Source organism: Agromyces rhizosphaerae, assembly GCF_027925245.1.
Classification (GTDB): Bacteria; Actinomycetota; Actinomycetes; order Actinomycetales; family Microbacteriaceae; genus Agromyces; species Agromyces rhizosphaerae.
Genome location: NZ_BSDP01000001.1, coordinates 3410425 through 3433949, shown reverse-complemented (window position 1 = coordinate 3433949; position 23525 = coordinate 3410425). Strand labels below are relative to the sequence as shown.

Below are 23525 nucleotides of genomic sequence, written 5' to 3'. Positions count from 1 at the left end.
TAGGGTCCGGATCAGACGCCGAAGTACAGCTCGTACTCGAACGGGTGCGGCCGCTGCGCGAGCGGCTTGATCTCGTTCTCCATCTTGTAGTCGATCCAGGTCTCGATGAGCTCCGGCGTGAAGACGCCGCCCGCGAGGAGGAACTCGTGGTCGGCCGCGAGGGCATCGAGCGAGTCCTGCAGCGAGTTCGGGACCTGGGGGATGTTCTTGGCCTCCTCCGGCGGGAGCTCGTAGAGGTCCTTGTCGACCGGCTCGTGCGGCTCGATGCGGTTCTTGATGCCGTCGATGCCGGCCATCAGCTGGGCCGCGAACGCGAGGTACGGGTTGCCCGAGGCGTCCGGCGCGCGGAACTCGATGCGCTTGGCCTTGGGGTTGGTGCCCGTGATCGGGATGCGGACCGCGGCGGAGCGGTTACCGGCCGAGTAGACCAGGTTCACCGGCGCCTCGAAGCCCTTGACCAGACGGTGGTAGCTGTTCAGCGTGGGGTTCGTGAACGCGAGCACCGAGGGGGCGTGGGCGAGGATGCCGCCGATGTACCAGCGAGCGGTGTCGGAGAGCCCGCCGTAGCCGGCCTCGTCGTAGAACAGCGGGCTGCCCTCGTTCCAGAGCGACTGGTGGGTGTGCATGCCCGAGCCGTTGTCGCCGAAGAGCGGCTTCGGCATGAAGGTCGCGACCTTGCCCCACTGGTTCGCCGTGTTCTTGACGATGTACTTGAACTTCAGGATGTCGTCCGCGGCGTGGACCATCGTGTCGAACTTGTAGTTGATCTCGGCCTGGCCACCGGTGCCCACCTCGTGGTGGGCGCGCTCGAGCTCGAGGCCCGACTCGATCAGCTTCAGCGAGATGTCGTCGCGCAGGTCGGCCTGCTTGTCGACCGGCGAGACCGGGAAGTAGCCGCCCTTGTAGGGGGTCTTGTTGGCCAGGTTGCCGCCCGGCTCCTCGCGGCCGGTGTTCCACGCGCCCTCTTCGGAGTCCACCGAGTAGAAGCTGGAGTTCTGCTTCACCTCGTAGCGGACGTCGTCGAAGATGTAGAACTCGGCCTCGGGGGCGAAGTACGCGGTGTCGGCGATGCCGGTCGACGCGAGGTACTTCTCCGCCTTCTTGGCGACCTGACGCGGGTCCTTCGCGTAGATCTCGCCGTTGCGCGGGTTGTAGATGTCGAAGACCATGACGAGCGTGCGCTCGGCCCGGAAGGGGTCGACGTACGCGGTGGTCACGTCGGGGATGAGCTGCATGTCGGACTCGTGGATGTTCGCGAAGCCGCGGATCGACGAGCCGTCGAAGAGCTGGCCGACGGTGAAGAAGTCCTCGTCGACGGTCGACGCCGGGATGTTGAAGTGCTGCTGCACACCCGGGAGGTCGGTGAAGCGGATGTCAAGGAACTTGACGTCCGTCTCCTTGATGAACGAGAGCACTTCGGATGAATCACTGAACATGTGGCGTTTCTCCAAGTTGGGGGAGGGGACCGGACGACTACCTCGGTGCAGCCGATCCGACGCTATCGACCGGCGGTTTCCCGGCCATGACACTAATGTTTCCGGCGTGTTACGTGGAGGGCAAGCGTCTAGACTCTTCCGGTGCCCGAGAATACCCCCGCGTCCGGCCAGATCCCGCCCAGCGAGTGGCCCGGTGAGCGACTCGGGCTCCCGGAGTCCGGAACGGGCTCCGTCGGCCGCGTCGGCCGCCGCATCCTCGCCCTGTGCATCGACTGGGCGATCGCGAACCTGATCCCGCTGCTCTGGGCGCCGTACGCGTCGAACCTGCACTCGTGGACGACGCTGGCGCTGTTCGCGATCATGCAGGTCGTGTTCATCCCGACCATCGGCGGGAGCATCGGTCACCGGGTCACGGGCATGCGCGTGATCGCGCTCGAGGGCGGCTGGGTCGGCCTGCGCCGTCCGCTCGTGCGCACGCTGCTCCTGGTGATCGTCATCCCCGCGCTCGTCTGGGACTCCGACCAGCGCGGGTTCCACGACAAGGTCGCGGGGACGGTGCTGGTCCGCTCCTGACGGCGGGCGCGATGGAGCAGGGGCGGATGCCCCTCCGGCGACGTGTGCCGCCGCGACCCGCGTCGCGGGGTCAGCGCACCTTGCCGCGCTGCGGCCGCGCCTTCATCGGGTCGATGCCCTTCGGGATCGGCAGCTGCGTCTGCAGCGAGGTGAGGCGGTTGTTCACCGCGTGCACCTCCGCCTTGGTGAGCGACTTCTTGATGGACTTGAGGCTGCGCGGGAGGCGGTGCAGCGGGATCGCGCCGTCCTCGGCGCCGACGCTGAGCTGCGTGATCGGCACGTTCGGCAGGATGCGGGCGACCTTGCGCTGCTCGTCGTCGAGCATGCGCTTCGTGCGGGAGGGCGAGCCCTCCGAGATGAGCGCGACGCCGCCCTTGCCGACGGCGCGGTAGATCGCGTCCTGGGTCTTGCCGTTCACGGCGACGGGCATCTCGTTGCCCATCCAGCCGCGGCGCAGGCCCGACTTGAGCACGGCGCCGACCGCGCCCGGCTGCCCCTCGATCTGCGAGTAGGCGGCGCGTTCCGCCCGGCGGCCGAGGATGACCAGCGCGAGGAGGATGCCGCCCAGCACGCCGGCCAGGATGAACATCGAGATCGTGAACCAGTTGCCGTTGCCGAGGAAGAGCGACAGGACGACCGCGACCAGGATGGGCAGCAGGAACCCCAGCAGGATCAGCCACGTGGCCGTCGAGTCGTGACGGCGGGTCATCTGGAAGACCTGCCACATCTGCTTGAGCCGGCCCGGCTCCTTCGTCGACGGGGTCTTCTTGGTGCGTGCCATGGTCTCTAGGATACCGGCGGCGGAGGGTGCCGCCGACCGGCACGGGGACGACGGTGCTCGTCGCCCCCGTGCGTCGTCAGACGACCGCCTGCTCGAAGCCGAGCGCGGCGTCGGCGAGGTGCTCGAGCTCGGGCGGGATCTCGCGCCCGCTGCGGCGCATCGACTGCGCCCAGAGGCGGCCCGCCCGGTACGAGGAGCGCACCAGCGGGCCCGCGAGCACCCCGAGGAATCCGATCTCCTCGGCCTCGTCGCGGATCTCGACGAACTCCTCCGGCCGAACCCAGCGATCGACCGGCAGGTGCCGCGGGCTCGGGCGGAGGTACTGCGTGATGGTGATGATGTCGGTGCCCGCGGCGTGCAGGTCGCGCAGCGCCTCGGAGACCTCGTCGCGCGTCTCGCCCATGCCGAGGATGAGGTTCGACTTCGTGATGAGGCCCGCGTCGCGGCCCTGGGTGAGCACGTCGAGCGACCGCTCGTAGCGGAACGCGGGGCGGATGCGCTTGAAGATCCGGGGCACCGTCTCGACGTTGTGCGCGAACACCTCCGGCCGCGCGGAGAACACCTCGCCGAGGTGCTCGGGGCGGCCCGAGAAGTCGGGGACGAGGATCTCGACGCCGGTGCCGGTGCTCTGGCGGTGGATCTCGCGGATCGTCTCGGCGTAGAGCCAGGCGCCCTCGTCCGGCAGGTCGTCGCGTGCGACGCCGGTCACGGTGGCGTACCGCAGGCCCATCGTCGCGACAGACTCGGCGACGCGCCGCGGCTCGTCGGTGTCGTAGTCCGCGGGCTTGCCGGTGTCGATCTGGCAGAAGTCGCATCGACGCGTGCACTGCGAGCCGCCGATGAGGAACGTGGCCTCCCGGTCCTCCCAGCACTCGTAGATGTTCGGGCAGCCCGCCTCCTGGCACACGGTGTGCAGGTCCTCCGTCTTCACGAGCGACTGCAGCGACCGGAACTCCGGTCCCATCTTCGCGCGCGTCTTGATCCACTCGGGCTTGCGCTCGATCGGCGTCTGCGCGTTGCGGACCTCCAGGCGGAGCATCCGCCTGCCCTCGGGAGCGGTGCTCACGCGACCACCTCCTCGTGCTCGTGCGCGAACTCGGCGACGAGCCGGTCGCGCACCGCGTCGACGAGGTCGGACGGATGCGTCGGGTGGCCGACCACGCGCGAGATCGTCGTCACGCCGGCGTCGCGGATGCCGCACGCGACGATGCGGCCGTACGGCTCGAGCGAGTTGCTGCAGTTGAGCGCGAAGCCGTGCATCGTGACCCCCTCGGCCACGCGCACGCCGATCGCGGCGATCTTGTCCTCCGCGCCGGGCGGGCCGACCCAGACGCCGGACCTGCCCTCGACACGACGGCCGTCGACGCCCAGGGTGCCGAGCACGTCGATGAGGACCTGCTCCAGTCTGCGGACGTAGCCGACCACGTCGATCGGCTCGGCCAGCCGGATGATGGGGTAGCCGACGAGCTGGCCCGGACCGTGCCAGGTGATCTTGCCGCCGCGATCCACGTCGACGACGGGAGTGCCGTCGACCGGTCGCTCGTCGGGGGAGGTGCGCTTCCCCGCGGTGTAGACGGACGGGTGCTCCAGCAGGAGCGCGGTGTCGGGGCGTTCGCCCGCGACCACCGCTCGATGGACGGCGCGCTGAAGGTCGAGACCCTCGATGTACGGCACGGAGTTGGCGCTTAGCCCCGCGACGATGACGTCGAGCATGTCCCCAGTCTAGGGGCGGCGTCCTCCACACGGTCCGGTGCCGGGCGATGTGCGCGGGGGACACGGGTCGTCGTCCCGGTCGTGCGGAGGTGCGGAGAGGCTCGTCCCGTGGAGATGCGGACGGACCCGGCACGCCTCGGCGGCTACCGGCTGGTGCGCCGGCTCGCGACCGGTGACCGGTGCGTCGTGTGGCTCGGAAGCCGCGACGGCGTGGGCGGGGAGCCGGCGGAGCCGGTCGTGGTGCGGGCGTACCCGCACGGGTGCGATGTCGACCGGCTGGCGATGGAGACCGAGGCGATGTCGCGGGTCGGAGCGGGTGTGCTCCCGGCGCTGCACGACGCGGTGAGCGACGGCACCGCGCCCCGGCTGGTCGTCGAGCCGCTCGCGGTCGGCCTGCCCGAACTGCTCGAGCGGCGCGCATGGGCGCCCGGTGAGGCCGTCACCCTGCTGGCGGGCGTGCGCGAGGCGGTGCTGGCGCTCGAGCGTTCCGGCTTCGCCCCGGCCGGGCTCGCGCCCGGCGACGTGATGCTCGATCGCACCGGGCGGCCCCGGCTCATCGGACTGGGCGCGCTCTCCCGCATCGACGGTGCGGGCGGCGCCGCCGCGGTCGAAGCCCGTCGAGCGGCCCTTCAGGCGTACGCGGCGCTCGTGCGCGCCGTGGGCGCCCGCGTGCCCGACTCCCGGGCGTTCGCGGGGCTCGCCGACTGGTGCGAGCGATCCGCGCGATCGAGGCCGTTCGCCCGCGACGATGCCGCGTGGGAGCGCGCCGTGTTCGCCGTCGCCGTGCCTCGCCCGGTGGTGCTCGCGCCCGCGGCGGAGGGATCGACGGATGCGACCGAGACGGCGCCGCTCGACGCCGCCATCGACGTGCGTGCGGAGGAATCCGGCGCGGCTGCGGGCAGCGGGCGCACGGCGGCCTGGGCCGGGATCCTGCAGGTGCCCGAGGAGTCCGCCGAGGCGTGGGAGCGTGCGCTGGACGGCGGGATCGCGGGCCGCATCCGCGCGGCGATCCGGGTGCGACGGAGACCGATCGCCGTCGGCGCCGCCGTCGCGGCGTCGGGCCTCGTGCTCGCCCTGACGTTGCTGCCGCCGTCGGTGCACGCCGATGGGGCGGCCGAGGATGGAACGGCACCCTCGGCGACCGGTGCCGCCGCCGGCGGCGACGGACCCGCCGACGCCGACTGGGCACGACCCGGTCCCGAGGCCGACGCCGCGGAGGCGGCACGGCTGCTGCTCGAGCAGCGCGCACGATGCCTCGCGTCGGCGTCCGAGTCGTGCCTCGAGCGGGTGCTGCAACCGGGGTCGGCACAGCTGAGCGACGACCTCGCGCTGCTGCGCTCCGGTCGTGGGGCGACCGTCTCGCCGCTCGGCCCGCTCGGCGAGGTGACGGTCCTGGACCGGCTCGGCGATGCCGTGCTGGTGCGGGTGGCGTCGACCGACCCGGAGACGCCACCGGCCTCGGCCCTCGTGGTGAGGGGCGAGGCCGGGTGGTCGTTGCGCTCGGTCTGGGGCTAGATTCCGAGGTCGCCCTCGAAGTCGCCCTCCTCCAGGCGGTTCTTGACCGTGGTGAGGAAGCGGGCCGCGTCGGCGCCGTCGATGATCCGGTGGTCGTACGAGAGGGCGAGGTACACCATCGAACGGACCGCGATCGCGTCGGTGCCGTCCTGGCTGACGACGACGGGGCGCTTGACCACGACGCCGGTGCCGAGGATGGCCGTCTGCGGGAGGAAGACGACCGGCGTGTCGAACAGCGCGCCGCGCGAGCCGGTGTTCGTCAGCGTGAAGGTGCCGCCGGCGAGCTCGTCGGGCTTCAGCTGGTTGTTGCGCGTGCGCTCGGCGAGGTCGGCGATCTGCGCCGAGAGGCCCGCGATGTCGTGCTCGCCCGCGTTCTTGATCACCGGGGTGAGCAGGCCGCGCTCGGTGTCGACCGCGATGCTCAGGTTCTCGGTGTCGGGGTAGACGATCGAGTCGCCGTCGACGGTCGAGTTGATGATCGGGAACGCACGGAGCGCCTCGATCGCCGCGAGGGCGAAGAACGGCATGAACGACAGCTTGTTGCCGGTCTCCTCGAGGAAGGCCGCCTTCGCCTTGTCGCGCAGGCGCGCGACCTTGGTGACGTCGACCTCGACCACGCTCGTGAGCTGCGCGGTCGACTGCATCGAGACGACGGCGCGCTCGGCGACCACCTTGCGCAGGCGGGTCATCGACTGCGTCGTGCCGCGCAGCGGCGACGGCTCGGGACGCGGCTTGGGCTCGGCTGCGGCCGCCGGCGCGGCGGCTGCGGCGGTCGAGCGGGCGTCGAGCACGTCCTGCTTGCGGATGCGGCCGCCGACGCCCGTGCCGGTGACGGCCGACAGGTCGACGCCCTGCTCGTTCGCGAGCTTGCGGACGATCGGGGTGACGTAGCCGCCACCGCCGTGCGACGGGGCGGACGACTCCGCGGCCGCGGGGGCGGCCGGTGCGGCCGGCGGCGCGGGGGGTGCGGGCGGAGCGGCCGGTGCGGCGGGCGCGGCCGGGGCGGCGGGTGCAGCCTGCGGCTCGGGCTCGGGCTCGGGCTCAGGGGTGGGCTCGGGCTCGGGCTCCGGGGCGGGCTCGGGCTCCGGGGCGGGCTCCGGCTCCGGCTCGGGAGCGGGCTCCTCGGCGGCAGGCTCGGGCTCGGCGGCCGGTGCGGCGGCGCCGGAGCCGTCGCCGATCGTCACGAGCGGCGTGCCGACCTCGACGGTCTCGTCCTCCTGGACGAGGATCTCCTCGACGACCCCGGCGACGGGGGAGGGGATCTCGGTGTCGACCTTGTCGGTCGAGACCTCGAGCAGCGGCTCATCGACCTCCACCTGGTCTCCGACGTTCTTCAGCCATCGGGTGACCGTGCCCTCGGTGACACTCTCACCGAGTGCCGGGAGGCTGACGGATTCGCTCATGCGATTGACTCCTTCACAGCGTGTGCGCTTCTTAGCTTATTGGTGTGTCTCGGACCGCGTGGCGTCACATCGCGTGCAGCGGCTTGCCGGCGAGCTTCAGGAAGGCCTCGCCGAGCGCCTCGTTCTGCGTCGGGTGCGCGTGCAGGAGCGGGGCGACGTCCTCGGGGTACGCCTCCCAGTTCACGGCCAGCTGGGCCTCGCCGATCAGTTCGCCCACGCGGGCGCCGATCATGTGGACGCCGACCACGGGGCCGTCCTCGACCCGCACGACCTTGATCGAGCCGCTCGTGCCGAGGATGTGGCTCTTGCCGTTGCCGCCGAGGTTGTACTCGTAGCTCGAGACCTTGTCGTCGCCGAACTGCTCCTTGGCCTTCGCCTCGGTGTAGCCGACCGACGCGACCTCGGGGTCGCAGTAGGTGACCTTGGGGATGTTGACGTCGTCGACCACGATGGGGTTCAGACCGGCGATCTCCTCGGCGACGAAGATGCCCTGCTGGAAGCCGCGGTGCGCGAGCTGGAGGCCGGGGACGATGTCGCCGACCGCGTAGACGCCGGGGACGCTGGTCTGGAGGCGGTCGTTCGTGAGCACGAACCCGCGGTCCATCTCGACGCCGACCTCCTCGTAGCCGAGGTTGTGGGTCGCCGGGCCGCGGCCGACCGCGACGAGCAGCAGGTCGGCCTCGACGGTCGAGCCGTCCTCGAGGGTGACGACCACGCCGGAGTCGTCCTGGGTGACACCCTGGAAGCGGGTGCCGAGCTTGTACTCGATGCCGCGCTTGCGGAAGGCGCGCTCGAGCTGCTTCGAGACCGACTCCTCCTCGTTGGGGACGAGGTGGGGGAGCGCCTCGATGATGGTCACGTCGGCGCCGAAGGAGCGCCACACGCTCGCGAACTCGACGCCGATGACGCCGCCGCCGAGCACGGCCACGCGACGCGGCACCCACTCGAGCTGCAGCGCGGTCTCGCTGGTGATGACGCGACCGCCGATGTCGAGGCCGGGCAGGGTGCGCGAGTACGAGCCGGTCGCGAGGATCACGTGCTTGCCCGTTATGGTCTGGTCGCCGACCTGCACGGTGGTCGGGGAGGTGAGGCGGCCCTCGCCGTCGACGACGGTGATGCCGCGCGCCTTCACGAGGCCCTGGAGGCCCTTCCACTTGCTCGAGACCACGCCGTCGCGGTACGCGTTGACCGCGGGCATGTCGATTCCCTCGAAGGTCGCGCGGACGCCGAACTTGTCGGACTCCTTGGCCCCGTCGGCGATCTCGGCGGCGTGCAGCAGTGCCTTGGTGGGGATGCAGCCCCGGTGCAGGCACGTCCCGCCGAGCTTGTCCTTCTCGATGAGCGCGACGCTGAATCCGAGTTGCACGGCGCGCAACGCGGCCGCGTACCCTCCGCTGCCTCCGCCGAGAACGACGATGTCAAAATTCTGCTCGGACACCCGGATATCTCCCTTGCGCACCAGATCTGCGACACGGTCTGCCCTGCGGATCGATGGCCCGCCGACAGGCTGCACGGACGAGTCGTTCTCGCCCCACACGACCTTACTACCCGTCGGAGCGGGCAGCGCGCGGTGCACGATGCACGCGAAGTGTTCGCTCTCGGCATGGTCGGCCGGTGCGCGCGGGCGGCCGCCCGCGGCATCCGCCTCACTAGCATTGAAGCCATGCGAGACCCCCGCGAACTGTACGAGCTGGTGGCCGGAGTCGAGGTCCCCCGGGGGCTTCCGCTGGTCGCCGGCCTCACCGGGTTCGCCGACTCCGGAGCGGCGGTCTCGCAGTTCACGAGCTACCTCGTCGACACGCTCGACACCGAGCTGGTCGCCGAGTTCGACGCGGACGTACTGCTCGACTACCGGGCCAGGCGGCCGGTCATCACCTTCGACCAGGACCACATCTCCGACTACGAGCCGCCCAGGCTGCGGCTGCACCTCGCGAGCGACGAGCTGGGTCGGCGGTTCCTGCTGCTCACCGGCTTCGAGCCGGACTTCCAGTGGGAGCGGTTCGTGCGCGCGGTGCTCGACCTGGTCGACCGCTTCGGGGTGGAGACGGCCACGTGGGTGCACGCGATCCCGATGCCGGTGCCGCACACCCGCCCGATGGGCGTCACCGTGAGCGGCAACCGGGAGGACCTGGTCGAGTCGATGTCGGTCTGGCGTCCGCACACGCAGGCCCCCGGCAACGCGCTGCACCTGCTCGAGTACCGGCTGCGCGAGCGGGGCATGCCGATCGCCGGCTTCGTGCTGCTCGTACCGCACTACCTCGCCGACACCGAGTACCCGCTCGCCGCGGTCTCCGCGCTCGAGTGCATCAGCGCCGCGACCGGGCTCATCTTCCCGACCGACGCGCTGCGCGAGCAGGGCCGGGAGTTCGTCGGGCGCATCGACGAGCAGGTCGGCGAGAACGGCGAGCTCGCGAAGCTCGTCGGCTCGCTCGAGGAGCGGCATGACGCGTACATGGAGGGGACGACGCTGCGATCCCCGCTGACCGACGAGGCCGGCGAGGTGCCCAGCGCCGACGACATCGCGGCCGAGCTGGAGAAGTTCCTCGCCTTCCGGCGCACCCGCGACGACGACACGCCGCGCGGATAACGCGGAACAGGGGAATCGCAGACCCCGACAGCGGGTTATAATTGTAGGCAAGGACCCGTTCAAGTCGGCTCTTTCGCGTTGCCCCCGGCCTCGCCCACGACTTGACATGGGCCTTTGTAATGTCCGAAACGATCGTGCGGCCCGAGAGTCGGGCCCCGCGGCGCGCCCGTCGCATCGATCGGACCCGAGAGGTTTCCGTATGGCACAGCAGACCGAACCCAAGCAGGACGCGCCTGCCACCACGACCGCGAAGTCCACCACCGCGACCAAGTCGCGCACCACCAAGGCGACCGCGGGCACGACCGCGAAGAAGGCGCCCGCGAAGCGCACCACGACCAAGACGACCGCGACGAAGACGACCGCTGCGAAGTCGACCACGACGAAGCGCTCGACTGCCAAGGCCGCCGCGGAGACCCCGGCGACAGAGAAGAAGGCACCCGCGAAGCGCGCGGCGACCGGCACCCGCAAGAAGGCCGCGCCGAAGGACGTCGACGAGGACGAGGTCGACGCCGCCGACGTCGACGACGCGCACGAGGGCGACAACGACACCGACGAGTCGGATGCGAAGGCCCCCAAGGTCGAGGCGCACCCGACCGGCGCGATCGTGCTGCGCGCGGTCGACGAGGACGACGACGTGCCCGTCTACTCGACGCAGATCACGGGTGCGACGGCCGACCCGGTCAAGGACTACCTGAAGCAGATCGGCAAGGTCGCGCTCCTGAACGCGGCCGAGGAGGTCGAGCTCGCGATGCGCATCGAGGCGGGCCTCTTCGCCGAGGAGAAGCTGTCGCAGATGTCCAAGGAGGAGCACCGCAGCCAGCTCGGCCGCGAGCTCGCCTGGGTCGCGAAGGACGGCCAGCGCGCGAAGTCCCACCTGCTCGGCGCGAACCTCCGCCTCGTCGTCTCGCTCGCCAAGCGCTACACCGGTCGCGGCATGCAGTTCCTCGACCTCATCCAGGAGGGCAACCTGGGCCTGATCCGTGCGGTCGAGAAGTTCGACTACACGAAGGGCTTCAAGTTCTCGACCTACGCGACGTGGTGGATCCGCCAGGCGATCACGCGCGCCATGGCCGACCAGGCCCGCACGATCCGCATCCCCGTGCACATGGTCGAGGTCATCAACAAGCTCGCCCGCGTGCAGCGCCAGATGCTGCAGGACCTGGGCCGCGAGCCCACGCCCGAGGAACTGTCGAAGGAACTCGACATGACGCCCGAGAAGGTCGTCGAGGTGCAGAAGTACGGTCGCGAGCCGATCTCGCTGCACACCCCGCTCGGCGAGGACGGCGACAGCGAGTTCGGCGACCTCATCGAGGACACCGAGGCGGTCGTGCCGGCCGATGCGGTGGGCTTCACGATGCTGCAGAAGCAGCTCGAGAGCCTGCTCGACTCGCTCTCGGAGCGCGAGGCCGGCGTGATCCGCATGCGCTTCGGCCTCGGCGACGGCCAGCCCAAGACCCTCGACCAGATCGGCGACACCTTCGGCGTGACCCGTGAGCGGATCCGCCAGATCGAGTCGAAGACGATGGCGAAGCTCCGCCACCCGTCGCGTTCCCAGTCGCTCCGCGACTACCTCGAGTAGGCCGCGGGTGCGCTACGCGCCGGCGATCCTCGTCGGCCGGTTCGTCCGCTTCCTCGCCCGGCTGCGCAAGCCCGGCGGGGGATCGGCCGTGCCCGGACTCGTCGTCAACCGCCTCGCCCCCGGCTACCTCCCGCACGCGCTCGGCTCCTTCCCCGACGGCCTCGTGGTCGTCTCGGGCTCGAGCGGCAAGTCCACGACGACGAAGATGCTGGTCGGCGTGCTGCGCGCGCACGACCGCTCGGTCTTCACGAACCCGTCCACGGCGAACATCGCCCAGGGGCTGACCTCGGCACTGCTCGAGCGCGCCGACGTGCGCGGGCGCGTGCCCGGCGACCTCGCGGTGCTCGAGATGGACGAGGGCCACGGCGCCCGCGTCACCGCGGGCCTGCACCCCGACGTGGTCGTGCTGACGAACGTGATGGTCGACCAGATCGACCGGTTCCACGACTCCGAGGCGGTCGCGGGGATGCTCGGGCGCATCGCGTCGCGCGCGACGAAGTCGATCGTGCTGAACGCGGACGACGCCTACCTCGTGCAGGTGGCGAGCGCCGCCGGGCGCGGCGTGGCGGTCGAGCGGTTCGGCGTGACCGGCGAGGTGCTGGAGGCCGCGCCGCGCGGGCTCGGCAACGCGCGCACCTCGGGCGAGCGGCTCGAGGCGGGGGAGGGCGTGCGCATCGTCGCGCTCGACGGCGACGTGACCACGCTCGAGGCGGACGGGCGCACGGTCGACGTGCGGCTGCCTTCCCGCGGCATCCACTACGCCGTGGACGCCGCCGCCGCGATCGCCGGCGCGCGGGCGATCCTCGGGCGCGACTTCGACCTCGACGCCGCCGCGCGCTCGATCAGCGAGATGCCCGCGGTGTTCGGCCGCGGCGAGCGGGTGAACGTGCGCGGCACCGACGTCGAGTTCGTGCTCGTGCAGAACCCGTCGAGCTTCCAGCTCAACGTCGACGGCATCGCCCCGGGCACCGAGCAGATCCTCTTCGCGATGGGTTCCGACGTGCGCGACCCCTCCTACTTCTGGCCGGTCGACGCGTCCGGCCTCGGGTCGGTGCGCATCGTCTCCGGCTCGAAGGCGCACGAGGCCGCGCTCCAGCTTGCCTACGACGGCGTCGGGATCGACCGGGTCGAGCCCGACCTGCCGACCGCGCTCGACGACTTCCTCGCCCTGCCCGAGCCGTCGACGGGCGTGAAGACGATCGTCTTCACGGCCGACTCGATGCGCCGCACCCGCGCCCACCTCGGCCTCGCCGAGGCGAAGGAGGACGCATGACGACGCTGTCGATCGTGAGCCTGTTCCCGAGCCTGCTGAACGTCAACGGCGACGCCGAGAACGGCGACGTGCTCGCCGCGCGTGCGCGGTGGGCCGGCATCGACGCGATGCACCTGCGCATCGAGGAGGTCGGCGGCCTCCCCGTGGAACCCGACGTGATCGTGATCGGCTCGGGCACGGACGCCTCGGCGGAGGTCGCGCGCGAGCGCATCGCCCCGCTGCAGGACGAGCTGCGCCGCTGGGCCACCGAGGGCGTGCCCGTCCTCGGCGTCGGCACCGGCATGGAACTGCTCGGCTGGGGCATCGAGTTCGGCGGCGGACGCACGCTCGAGGGGCTCGGCATCGTGCCGGGTCGCGCGGTGCCGCGCGCGGCGCGGGTGAGCGACGACCTCGTCGTGCGCTCGAAGCACGGCCTGCTCGTCGGCTACGAGAACCACGCGCGCGACTACGTCGGCGCCGAGGGCTCGCCGCTCGGTCGCGTCGTGCGCGGCAGCGGCAACGGTCGCGACTCGGGCCAGGAGGGCGTGGTCATGGGTTCGGTGATCGGCACGCACCTGCACGGCCCGGTGCTGGCGAAGCACCCGGCTCTGGCCGACGCGATGCTCGCGGCGGCCGCCGAGCGGCGGGGCGTCGCCTACGCCACGGGCGCGCAGGCGGCCGCGGCGGACGGCTACGCCGACCGGGCGCGCGCCGTCATCCTCGAGCGCCTCGGCATCGCCGACCGCTGAGGCCGCGGGCCGAACGCCTCCGAGCATGACGACGGCCCGCCCGGATCACGGGGATCACGGACGGGCCGGTGAGTTCGTCGAGCGCTACGGGCGCGACTCGGCGACGAGCCGCGACGACTCGTCGTGCCATGAGTGCGCGATCTCCGACAGCTTCTCCTGGTGCTTGCGGCCGTGGTGCGCGCAGAACAGCAGCTCGCCGCTGCTCACGACGACGCGGATGTAGGCCTGCGCGCCGCAGCTGTCGCAGCGGTCCAGTGCGGTCAGCTCGTGCGGGGGCTCGAGCTCGTCGACCGCACCATCGGTCTCCGGGTAACGGGTCATGGCTTCCTCCTCCGTACGTGCACCAATTCCTAGGGTGCATCCATGAAAGCACGGCCCGCCTGTGCGTTCGTCCCGTGGGGACGGTATTTCGCTGAACGCGTACAGCAGCGCGGCGGATGCCACCGGGCGGGGTGTCGGCGTCGGGTCGATGTGCGCCGCGCGGGTAGTCTGGACGGTCGTGAGCGCAGACTATTCCGCCAGGCACCTCTCCGTACTCGAGGGTCTCGAGGCGGTGCGCAAGCGCCCGGGCATGTACATCGGCTCGACCGACTCGCGCGGGCTCATGCACTGCCTGTGGGAGATCATCGACAACTCCGTCGACGAGGCCCTTGCCGGCCACGGCTCCGAGATCGAGATCGTGCTGCACCGCGACGGCAGCGTCGAGGTGCGCGACCAGGCGCGCGGCATCCCCGTGGACGCGGAGCCGCGCACCGGCCTCTCGGGCGTCGAGGTCGTGTTCACCAAGCTGCACGCCGGCGGCAAGTTCGGCTCGGGCTCGTACGCGGCCTCGGGCGGACTGCACGGCGTCGGTGCATCCGTCGTCAATGCCCTCTCGGAGCGCCTCGACGTCGAGGTCGACCGTGACGGCCGCACCTGGGCCATGTCGTTCCATCGCGGCGAGCCGGGGGTGTTCGACGACAACGGGACGAAGACGCCGGACGCACCGTTCACGCCGTTCGAGCTCTCGAGCGAGCTGCGAGTGGTCGGCAAGGTCGCGAAGAAGACGACCGGCACGCGGGTGCGGTACTGGGCCGACCGGCAGATCTTCACGCGCGACGCCGCGTTCCTCGCCGACGAGCTCATCGGTCGCGCGCGCCAGACGGCGTTCCTCGTGCCGGGCCTCGGCATCTCGATCATCGACGAGCGCGGCGAGGAGCCCGAGACCACGCACTTCAAGTTCGACGGCGGCATCTCCGAGTTCGCCGAGTACCTCGCGACCGACCCGGGCGTGACCGACGTGTGGCGGCTCGAGGGCTCGGGCACCTTCACCGAGACCGTGCCGGTGCTCACCGACGCGGGGACGATGGTCTCGACCGAGGTCGAGCGCGAGTGCGTGGTCGACGTGGCGCTGCGCTGGGGCAACGGGTACGACACGACCGTTCGCAGCTTCGTGAACATCATCGCCACGCCGAAGGGCGGCACGCACCTCGCGGGCTTCGACCAGGGGCTCATGCGGGTCATCCGCGCCCAGGTCGAGCAGAACGCGCGGCGCCTCAAGGTCGGCAACGACAAGCTCGACAAGGACGACGTGCTCGCCGGCCTCACCGCCGTGGTGACCGTGCGCCTGGCCGAGCCGCAGTTCGAGGGCCAGACGAAGGAGGTGCTCGGCACCCCGGCCGTGCGCGCCATCGTGACGAACGTGGTCGCGACCGCGCTGCGCGAGCGGTTCGCGTCGACGGCGCGCGCCGACAAGGCGCAGTCGTCGGCCCTGCTCGAGAAGGTCGTCGCCGAGATGAAGGCGCGCATCTCCGCGCGCACGCACAAGGAGACTCAGCGACGCAAGAACGCGCTCGAGAACTCGACGCTGCCGGCGAAGCTCGTCGACTGCCGCTCGAACGACGTGGCGCACAGCGAGCTGTTCATCGTCGAGGGCGACTCGGCGCTCGGCACCGCGAAGCTCGCGCGCGACAGCGAGCACCAGGCGCTGCTGCCGATCCGCGGCAAGATCCTCAACGTGCAGAAGGCGTCGATCGCCGACATGCTCGGCAACGCCGAGTGCGCCTCGATCATCCAGGTGATCGGCGCCGGTTCCGGCCGCACCTTCGACATCTCGATGGCCCGCTACGGCAAGGTCATCATCATGAGCGACGCCGACGTCGACGGCGCGCACATCCGCACGCTGCTGCTGACGCTCTTCTTCCGCTACATGCGCCCGATGATCGAGGAGGGGCGCGTGTTCGCGGCCGTGCCGCCGCTGCACCGGGTCGTCGTCATGCACCCGGGATCCAAGCCCAACGAGACCATCTACACGTACTCCGAGCCGGAACTGGACGGCGTGCTGAAGGCCCTCAAGCGCAAGAACCGCAGGTACCAGGACCCGATCCAGCGCTACAAGGGCCTCGGCGAGATGGACGCCGACCAGCTCGCGGTCACCACCATGGACCCGCGCCACCGCACCCTCCGACGCGTCGGCATCAGCGACGCGGAGCAGGCCGGGCGCGTGTTCGAGCTGCTCATGGGCAACGAGGTCGCGCCGCGCAAGGAGTTCATCGTCGACAGCGCCGCCGCGCTCGACAAGGAGCGCATCGACGCCTGACCCGGCTCCGGTCGAGGAAGGGCGGCGGATGCCTCGAGGCATCCGCCGTCGCCCTTCGGATCGCTCGTGCGCGACGCCGTGGGCTCAGCCGACGCGGCGGCCGATCGCGCCCACGACCTTCTCGAGCGGCGTGCCCGATGCGTCGCGCTTCGCGCCCGGCTCGGGCAGCGTGCGGGTCGAGCCGTCGGAGCCGACCGCGAGCGCCGGCTCGGGCCCGACCCATGCGACGGAGAGCTCGCCCTCGCCCTTGAGGAAGCGCTGCGCGCGCACGCCGCCGGTCGCACGGCCCTTGCCGGGGAACTCGGCGAACGCGCTGACCTTCGCCGAACCGGGGTCGGTGCCCATGAGCGTCTCGCCGCCGGCGGCGACCGTGGCCACGACCGCCTGCTCGACCTCGTCGGCGGAGAGCGCCGTGAAGTGCACCACGCGCGCGTCGGCGCCCAGCTTGATGCCCGCCATGCCGCCCGCGGCGGCGCCCTGCGGCCGCACGGCCGATGCGGGGAAGTGCAGCAGTTGCGCGTCGGAGGCCACGAAGACCAGTTCCGCGTCGTCGGGTGCGGGCGCGGCGGCGATCAGCTCGTCGCCGGGCTTCAGGGCGATCACCTCGAAGTCGGGCTTGTTCGGGAACGCCGAGGGAACCACGCGCTTGACGACGCCCTGTGCGGTGCCCAGCGCGATCGGAACGTCGCCCGTGAGCGGCACCACGGCCAGTACGCGTTCCGAGCGGTCGGGGAGCGCCAGGTAGTCGTGCACCCGCACGCCGGCGCCGAGCTGCACCGAGTTCGCCGCAGGGGTGGGAAGTTCGAGCGGGGAGAAGCGCACGAGTCGACCGCGCGAGGTGATCGCGCCGATCTCGGTGCGACTGGTGGTGTCGAGCGCCGACCGCACGGCATCGTGCTTGCTGCGGCGCTTGGGCACCGTGATCGTGGTGGGGCCCTCCTCGCGAATGGGCAGGTCCACGCGCGCAATGCGCCCGGTCACGCCGAGGAACACCCGGCACGGCACGTCGGCGTGCTCGAGATCCTCGGGGGCCTGCTTGCGCCGCTTCGCCCCCGCCGGCTGCTGCTTCGCCTCGGTGAGCAGCGTACGCCGCGGCGACCCATACTTCTCGGCGACGTCGCCGAGCTCGTCTGCCACGAGGGTGCGGATCGCCAGGTCGCTCGCGAGCAGCTCCTCGAGCTCGGCGATCTCGGCGAGCAGCGTGTCGCGCTCGGTCTCGAGCTCGATGCGCGAGAACTTCGTGAGCCGGCGCAGGCGCAGCTCGAGGATGTACTCGGCCTGGAGGGTGCTCAGGTCGAACACGTCGATGAGTCGGGTGCGCGCCTGCTCCGTGTCATCCGACGTGCGGATCACCTGGATGACCTCGTCGATGTCGAGGATCGCGATGAGCAGGCCCTCGACCAGGTGCAGGCGGTCCCTGCGCTTGGTGAGGCGGAACTGCGAGCGGCGCGTGACGACGCTGACGCGGTGCCCGATGTACACCTGGAGCAGCTCGCGCAGTCCGAGCGTCTGCGGCTGGCCCTCGACCAGGGTCACGTTGTTGATGTTGAACGAGTCCTCGAGGGGGGTGAGCCGGTACAGCTGCTCGAGCACGGCCTGCGGGTTGAACCCGGTCTTCACGCCGATCACGAGGCGCATGCCGCGCTTGCGATCGGTGAGGTCGGTGACATCCGAGATGCCCGTGATCTTCTTGGCGTTGACGCCGTCCTTGATCTTCTCGATCACGCGCTCGGGGCCGACGAGGTAGGGGAGCTCCGTGACGACGAGGCCCGACTTGCGGGCCGTGAGCTGCTCGATGCTGACCTTCGCGCGCGTCTTGAACGAGCCGCGGCCGGTCGAATAGGCGTCGCGGATGCCCCCGAGGCCGACGATCGTGCCCCCGGAGGGGAAGTCGGGGCCGGGCACGAACTCCATGAGCTCGTCGAGCGTGGCCTCCGGGTTCGCGATGAGGTGCTGGGCGGCAGCCGCGACCTCGTTGAGGTTGTGCGGGGCCATGTTCGTCGCCATGCCGACGGCGATGCCGCTCGCGCCGTTGACGAGGAGCCCCGGGATGGCGGCGGGGAGCACCTCGGGCTGCATGAACGAGTTGTCGTAGTTCGGCACGAAGTCGACGACGTCCTCGTCGAGGCTCTCGACCATGGCCAGCGCCGGCGGGGCCAGCCGCGCCTCGGTGTAGCGGGGCGCGGCGGGGCCGTCGTCGAGCGAGCCGAAGTTGCCGTGCCCGTCGACGAACGGCACGCGCAGGCTGAACGACTGCGCCATGCGCACGAGCGCGTCGTAGATGGCGGCGTCACCGTGCGGGTGCAGGCGCCCCATGACCTCGCCGACGACGCGCGCCGACTTCACGTGGCCGCGGTCGGGCCGCAGGCCCATCTCGCTCATCTGGAACAGGATGCGGCGCTGCACGGGCTTCAGGCCGTCGCGCGCGTCGGGCAGGGCCCGGGAGTAGATGACGGAGTAGGCGTACTCGAGGAACGAGCCCTGCATCTCGGAGGCGACATCGACGTCCTCGATGCGTTCGGCGATCTGGTCGTCTGCGGGCAGCTCAGGCGTTCGGGACATCCGTGCTCTCGGTCGGGCGTGCCGGTGCGGCACGGTCGTTCTCGGGGGCCGCGCCGGGGCTGTGCGAGACTGGCGCGGTGCCAGCCATGCTACCCGTCGCCGCCCCCGACGCCCCGCGGCTCACCGACGTGCTGGCGAGTGCGATCGCGAGTGTGCGCGGCGAGCCGAACCGGCTCGGGCTGGGCCGGGCCGACGTGGCGATCGTGGCGCTCGTCGACGGCCTCGGCGCGTCGAACCTGCGGGCACGTGCCGGCCACGCGCGGCGCCTCTCGGCGCGATTCGGCAGGCGCGACGTCGTGCGCACGGTGTTCCCGTCCACCACGGCCGCGGGCATCACGACCTTCACGACCGGGCTCGAGCCGGGGGAGCACGGCATCCTCGGCTACCGCGTGTTCGACGCGGCCGGCGATCGCACGGTGAACCTGCTGAGCGGGTGGGAGTCCGAACGCACCGACCCGCTGGCCTGGCAGCCGCACCCCACGCTCTTCGACGCGGCGGCCGCGCAGGGCGTGCGCGCCGTCGCGGTCGGGCCGGGCCGGTACCGCGCGTCGGGGTTCACGCGCGCGGCGCTCCGCGGCGCCGAGTACCGGGCGGCGGAGTCGATCGAGGACCGGTTCGCGGCCGCGCGGGAGGTCGCCGAGGAGGGCGGGCCCGCGGTCGTCTACCTGTACGTGCCCGAGCTCGACATGGCGGCGCACGCCGTGGGCTGGGAGTCGGACCGCTGGCTGGCCGGGCTCGAGCGGGTCGACGCCGCGTTCGGCGAGCTCGAGCGGCGGATGCCCCATGGCACGGGGCTGCTCGTGACCGCGGACCACGGCGTGGTCGACGTGCCGGCGCACAAGCACGTCCTGATCGACCGGGATCCGGCGCTCGTCGAGGGCATCCGGCACGTCGCGGGCGACCCGCGCTGCCTGTACCTGACGTTCGATGCGGGCCTCGGCACCGATCAGCGGGAGGCGCTCGTCGCACGCTGGCGTGCCGCCGAGGAGCACCGCGCATGGGTGCTCACCCGCGAGGAGGCCGTCGCGGCGGGCGCGTTCGGCCCCGTGGCATCCGACGTGGAGTCCCGGATCGGCGACCTCGTCGTCGCCGCGCGGTCGCTCGTGGCGTACTACGACGGGCGCGACCCGAATCCGGCGCCGCGCGCGATGGTCGGCCAGCACGGCTCGGCGACCGACGAGGAGGCTCGCGTGCCGCTCATCCGGGCGGGCGCGTACGCCCGCTGACCGCGACCGTCAGCTCGGGTAGTCGCCGCGCTTCACCTGCGGCTTGGGCAGGCGCATCGGGCGCAGCTGGAGCGCGCGCATGGCCGCGTACCAGCGGATGCCGCCCTCGACACGGGTCTCGCCGAACTTCGCGGCGAGCTTCTTGCGCAGGGTGCGGCCGAGCCAGAGCACGTCGATCACCGCAGCGATGAAGAACACCCAGAGCCCCATGGTGCCGATGACCTGGGTCTCGTAGCTCGGGATGAACGTGAGGATGATCACGAGGAACATCACCGGGATGAGGATCTCGCCGAGGCTGAAGCGCGCATCGACGTAATCGCGGATGTACTTCTTCTGCGGTCCGCGGTCGCGTTGGGGGAGGTAGCGCTCGTCACCCGCGGCCATGCCCACGCGGGCGCGCTCGCGCGCCTCGGCGGACTTCGCCTTCTGGATGCGGGCGGCCTCCTTGCGATCGTTCGGCACGAGGGGCCGCTTGCGCGCCGCCTCCTGCTCGCGTCGGGAGGGCGTCGGGACGCCCTTGCCCTTGGTCGTCGGCGCCTGGGCGGCGTCGTCGCCGCCGGATGCCTGCTCGGTCTCGTTGCTGGGGGTCTTCGCCACGTCTGATCCTCGGATTGCTGGTGCCTTTAAGATTACCCGCATGAACCAGCCTGCCCCGACCGGGAGCGACCAGCCGTCCGCCGACGCACGCGAGGAGCGCATCCGCGAGGCGGTGGACGCAGGGTTCCCGACGACCGTCGCCGAGCTCTCGCGACTCGTGCGCATCCCGTCGGTCGCGTGGGCCGGATTCGACCACGCGCACGTCGCCGCGAGCGCCGACGCCGTCGCCGAGCTGCTGCGCGGCCTCGACGTGTTCGACACCGTCGAGATCGCGCGTGCGCCGGTCGAGGGCTCGTCCGAGCTCGGCCAGCCCGCGGTGCTCGCGCGCCGCGCCGCGCGCAACGGACGCCCGACGGTGCTGCTGTACGCCCACCACGACGTGCAGCCGCCGGGGGAGGACTCGGAGTGGGATTCGCCGCCGTTCGAGCCCACCGCGCGCGGCGACCGCCTGTACGGCCGCGGTGCGGCCGACGACAAAGCGGGCGTCATGGCCCACGTCGCCGCGATCCGGGCGCTCGTGGCGGCGAACCCGGAATTCGACCTCGGCGTCGCGCTCTTCATCGAGGGCGAGGAGGAGGACGGCTCGCGCTCGTTCGCGAACTTCCTCGAGCTGCACCGCGAGGCCCTGGCGGCGGACGCCATCGTGGTCGCCGACTCGACCAACTGGGACGCGGAGACGCCGGCCCTCACGGTCGCGCTCCGCGGCAACGTCACCTGCCGGGTGACGGTCTCGACGCTCGCGCACGCCTCCCACTCGGGCATGTACGGCGGTGCGGTGCCCGACGCGATGATGGCGATGGTGCGCCTGCTCGCGAGCCTCCACGACGACGAGGGCGCCGTCGCGGTCGATGGACTCCGCTCGATCGACATGGAGACGCCGCCGTACGACGAGGCGCAGCTGCGCGCCGAGGCCGGGCTGCTCGACGGGGTGGCGCCGGTGGGCCGCGGCACGATCCTGCAGCGCCTGTGGGCGCAGCCGGCCATCACCGTCACGGGCACGTCGGCCCCCCGCCTCGTCGATGCCTCGAACACGCTCTCGCCGTCGGTGACGATGAAGCTCAGCGTGCGCGTCGCACCCGGCCAGACAGCCGCGGACGCCGCCGCCGCGATCGAGCGGCACCTCCGGGCCAATGCCCCGTTCGGCGCGCACGTCGACATCGACGACGTGGTGACGGGCGACCCGTTCCTCGTCGACACCGACGGCTGGGCGGTCGACGCCGTGCTGGACGCGATGCGCGACGCCTGGCCGAACGCCCCGATCCAGACCGGCATCGGCGGCTCGATCCCGTTCATCGCCGACCTCACCCGGGTCTTCCCCGAGGCGCAGATCCTCGTGACCGGGGTGGAGGACCCCGACTCGCGCGCGCACAGCCCGAACGAGTCGCTCCACCTCGGTGCGTTCAAGCGCTCGGTGCTCACCGAGGCACTGTTCCTGGCGCGCCTGGACCTGCGCGGCGCCTGAGTGCGAACCGGGCCCAGGGGCATCCGCCCGGGGTAGAATCGCACCGGACACCCCGTCAGACGCGATCGATCGAGGAGCACCATGACGCAGACCACCACCGAGACGGCCGCACACGGCGTCACGCTGAGCGACACGGCCGCCGCCAAGGTGAAGAGCCTGCTCGAGCAGGAGGGCCGCGACGACCTCCGCCTGCGGGTCGCCGTGCAGCCGGGCGGATGCTCGGGGCTGATCTACCAGCTCTACTTCGACGAGCGCCTCCTCGACGGCGACGCGACCGTCGACTTCGAGGGCGTCGAGGTCATCGTCGACCGCATGTCGGTGCCGTACCTCGACGGCGCCGCGATCGACTTCGAGGACACCATCCAGAAGCAGGGCTTCACGATCGACAACCCGAACGCGCAGGGCAGCTGCGCCTGCGGCGACTCGTTCCACTGAGACGAACCCACGGAAGCGGGGGCCGCCCTCAGGGGCGCCCCCGCTTCGTCGTACCCGGATGCGTTCCCGCCGCATGCGACGCGACACCCTATCGTGCACACGGTGGGCGGCGGGTCAGAGTAGGCTAGGGGACGATCACCACTTCACTGAGAAGTGCCTACGAATCTCCCGAAAGGTCACCGGTGCGCCAGAACCGCCGTCTCCGATGGGCTGCTCTTCCGATCGCAGCGACACTCACAATCGTCCTCGCCGGATGCACGCAGGCGCAGTTGAACGGTTTCCTCCCGGGGTTCGTCGAGGGTGAGGCGCCCACGACGAACCAGACCGAGCGGATCTCGGGCCTGTGGGTCACCTCGTGGATCGTGCTGCTCGTCGTCGGCGTCGTCACGTGGGGCCTGACGATCTGGGCCGTCGTCGTCTACCGCCGCCGTCGCGGCCAGACCGGCCTGCCGGTGCAGCTGCGCTACAACATGCCGATCGAGGTCTTCTACACGGTCGTCCCGCTGATCCTGGTGCTCGGCTTCTTCGCCTTCACCGTGCGCGACCAGAACGAGATCGAGGCGCGGTTCGAGAACCCCGACGTCACCATCGAGGTCATCGCCAAGCAGTGGGCCTGGGACTTCAACTACGTCGACGAGAACGTCTACTCGCCCGGCATCCAGGGCCAGGTCGAGGAGGGTTCGAACGGCTCGCTGGTCGAGTCGGAGGTGCCGACGCTGGTGCTCCCGGTCAACCAGAAGATCGAGATCGAGCTCGAGTCGCGCGACGTGATCCACTCCTTCTGGGTCGTCGACTTCCTCTACAAGAAGGACATGTACCCGGGCAAGACCAACTACATGTCGATCGAGCCCATGCGCGAGGGCACCTACGCCGGCAAGTGCGCCGAGCTGTGCGGCGAGTACCACTCGCTCATGCTCTTCAACGTCGAGGTCGTCTCGCAGGCCGAGTACGACGCCTACATCGACTCGCTCCGCGCGGCCGGCCAGACGGGCCAGCTGTCGAGCGAGTACGACCGCAACCAGAACCTGCCGGGCACGGGCGCGCCCGAGGTCGTCGAGCACGAAGAGGAGAACTGAG

General features: G+C 71.2%; 20 protein-coding genes. 11 read left to right on the top strand and 9 right to left on the bottom strand.

All coding sequences use genetic code 11. The features are described 5' to 3' along the window. Positions 1–11: 11 nt before the first annotated feature. A complete protein-coding gene (gene glnA / locus QMG39_RS16215; RefSeq protein ID WP_281886802.1) occupies positions 12–1436 on the bottom strand; it encodes a type I glutamate--ammonia ligase in 1425 nt (474 codons plus the stop codon). A 141-nt stretch (positions 1437–1577) separates the two neighbouring features. Here glnA and QMG39_RS16210 point away from each other — a divergent pair, with 141 nt between their 5' ends. Next, the gene (locus tag QMG39_RS16210) at positions 1578–2009 is read left to right on the top strand and encodes an RDD family protein (protein ID WP_281886800.1); all 432 of its coding nucleotides are present in this window, start codon (positions 1578–1580) and stop codon (positions 2007–2009) included. A gap of 70 nt (positions 2010–2079) precedes the next feature. Here the strand turns inward: QMG39_RS16210 and QMG39_RS16205 are convergent, their stop codons facing one another. From QMG39_RS16205 to lipB, 3 genes are all read right to left on the bottom strand, one after another. After that, on the bottom strand, positions 2080–2790 hold the full coding sequence (locus QMG39_RS16205) for a DUF4191 domain-containing protein (RefSeq protein WP_281886799.1): 711 nt from the start codon (positions 2788–2790) through the stop codon (positions 2080–2082). Between the two features lie 76 nt (positions 2791–2866). Further along, positions 2867–3856: a lipoyl synthase gene (lipA, locus tag QMG39_RS16200; protein WP_281886797.1), complete on the bottom strand. Its 990-nt coding sequence runs from the start codon at positions 3854–3856 to the stop codon at positions 2867–2869. After that, positions 3853–4503, bottom strand: coding sequence for a lipoyl(octanoyl) transferase LipB (gene lipB / locus QMG39_RS16195; protein WP_281886795.1), 651 nt, complete (start codon positions 4501–4503; stop codon positions 3853–3855). Before lipB ends, lipA begins: the two co-directional genes overlap by 4 nt. Before the next feature lie 108 nt (positions 4504–4611). On the opposite strand from lipB, the gene QMG39_RS16190 reads away from it, so the two are divergent. Next, positions 4612–6018 carry a serine/threonine-protein kinase gene (locus tag QMG39_RS16190; RefSeq protein WP_281886793.1) on the top strand — a complete coding sequence of 469 codons (1407 nt, stop codon included), beginning with the start codon at positions 4612–4614 and terminating at the stop codon, positions 6016–6018. On the opposite strand, the gene sucB is transcribed toward QMG39_RS16190, so the two are convergent. Together sucB and lpdA are read right to left on the bottom strand one after the other, a co-directional pair. After that, positions 6015–7421 (bottom strand): 2-oxoglutarate dehydrogenase, E2 component, dihydrolipoamide succinyltransferase, encoded by a 1407-nt coding sequence (gene sucB / locus QMG39_RS16185; RefSeq protein ID WP_281886791.1) that lies wholly within the window; start codon positions 7419–7421, stop codon positions 6015–6017. The genes QMG39_RS16190 and sucB overlap by 4 nt on opposite strands. Before the next feature lie 64 nt (positions 7422–7485). Then, positions 7486–8859: a dihydrolipoyl dehydrogenase gene (gene lpdA / locus QMG39_RS16180; RefSeq protein ID WP_281887324.1), complete on the bottom strand. Its 1374-nt coding sequence runs from the start codon at positions 8857–8859 to the stop codon at positions 7486–7488. Positions 8860–9084: 225 nt separating this feature from the next. Here lpdA and QMG39_RS16175 point away from each other — a divergent pair, with 225 nt between their 5' ends. The 4 genes from QMG39_RS16175 to QMG39_RS16160 all read left to right on the top strand — a co-directional run bounded on the left by QMG39_RS16175 (position 9085) and on the right by QMG39_RS16160 (position 13588). Next, positions 9085–10008 carry a proteasome assembly chaperone family protein gene (locus QMG39_RS16175; protein WP_281886790.1) on the top strand — a complete coding sequence of 308 codons (924 nt, stop codon included), beginning with the start codon at positions 9085–9087 and terminating at the stop codon, positions 10006–10008. A gap of 199 nt (positions 10009–10207) precedes the next feature. Beyond that, on the top strand, positions 10208–11587 hold the full coding sequence (locus QMG39_RS16170) for an RNA polymerase sigma factor (RefSeq protein ID WP_281886788.1): 1380 nt from the start codon (positions 10208–10210) through the stop codon (positions 11585–11587). Positions 11588–11594: 7 nt separating this feature from the next. Next, positions 11595–12860 (top strand): Mur ligase family protein, encoded by a 1266-nt coding sequence (locus QMG39_RS16165; RefSeq protein ID WP_281886786.1) that lies wholly within the window; start codon positions 11595–11597, stop codon positions 12858–12860. Next, entirely contained in the window at positions 12857–13588 is a 732-nt protein-coding gene (locus tag QMG39_RS16160) for a type 1 glutamine amidotransferase (RefSeq protein ID WP_281886785.1), read from the top strand. The genes QMG39_RS16165 and QMG39_RS16160 overlap by 4 nt, the downstream gene beginning before the upstream one ends. 84 nt (positions 13589–13672) lie before the next feature. On the opposite strand, the gene QMG39_RS16155 is transcribed toward QMG39_RS16160, so the two are convergent. Further along, positions 13673–13909, bottom strand: a complete 237-nt coding sequence (locus QMG39_RS16155; protein WP_281886783.1) for a DUF7455 domain-containing protein — start codon at positions 13907–13909, stop codon at positions 13673–13675. Positions 13910–14057: 148 nt separating this feature from the next. Here QMG39_RS16155 and QMG39_RS16150 point away from each other — a divergent pair, with 148 nt between their 5' ends. Further along, the gene (locus QMG39_RS16150; RefSeq protein WP_281886780.1) at positions 14058–16166 is read left to right on the top strand and encodes a DNA gyrase/topoisomerase IV subunit B; all 2109 of its coding nucleotides are present in this window, start codon (positions 14058–14060) and stop codon (positions 16164–16166) included. 84 nt (positions 16167–16250) lie between these two features. On the opposite strand, the gene QMG39_RS16145 is transcribed toward QMG39_RS16150, so the two are convergent. Further along, positions 16251–18728 carry a DNA gyrase/topoisomerase IV subunit A gene (locus QMG39_RS16145; RefSeq protein WP_281886779.1) on the bottom strand — a complete coding sequence of 826 codons (2478 nt, stop codon included), beginning with the start codon at positions 18726–18728 and terminating at the stop codon, positions 16251–16253. Positions 18729–18814: 86 nt separating this feature from the next. Here QMG39_RS16145 and QMG39_RS16140 point away from each other — a divergent pair, with 86 nt between their 5' ends. After that, positions 18815–19954, top strand: a complete 1140-nt coding sequence (locus QMG39_RS16140) for an alkaline phosphatase family protein (RefSeq protein ID WP_281887322.1) — start codon at positions 18815–18817, stop codon at positions 19952–19954. 9 nt (positions 19955–19963) lie between these two features. On the opposite strand, the gene QMG39_RS16135 is transcribed toward QMG39_RS16140, so the two are convergent. Next, positions 19964–20593 (bottom strand): DUF3043 domain-containing protein, encoded by a 630-nt coding sequence (locus QMG39_RS16135; RefSeq protein ID WP_373878336.1) that lies wholly within the window; start codon positions 20591–20593, stop codon positions 19964–19966. Here QMG39_RS16135 and QMG39_RS16130 point away from each other — a divergent pair. From QMG39_RS16130 to ctaC, 3 genes are all read left to right on the top strand, one after another. Further along, positions 20592–22013 (top strand): dipeptidase, encoded by a 1422-nt coding sequence (locus QMG39_RS16130; RefSeq protein WP_281886775.1) that lies wholly within the window; start codon positions 20592–20594, stop codon positions 22011–22013. The genes QMG39_RS16135 and QMG39_RS16130 overlap by 2 nt on opposite strands. A gap of 81 nt (positions 22014–22094) precedes the next feature. After that, entirely contained in the window at positions 22095–22448 is a 354-nt protein-coding gene (erpA, locus tag QMG39_RS16125) for an iron-sulfur cluster insertion protein ErpA (RefSeq protein ID WP_281886773.1), read from the top strand. Between the two features lie 182 nt (positions 22449–22630). Beyond that, the gene (ctaC, locus tag QMG39_RS16120; RefSeq protein ID WP_281886772.1) at positions 22631–23524 is read left to right on the top strand and encodes an aa3-type cytochrome oxidase subunit II; all 894 of its coding nucleotides are present in this window, start codon (positions 22631–22633) and stop codon (positions 23522–23524) included. Position 23525: the final 1 nt, after the last annotated feature.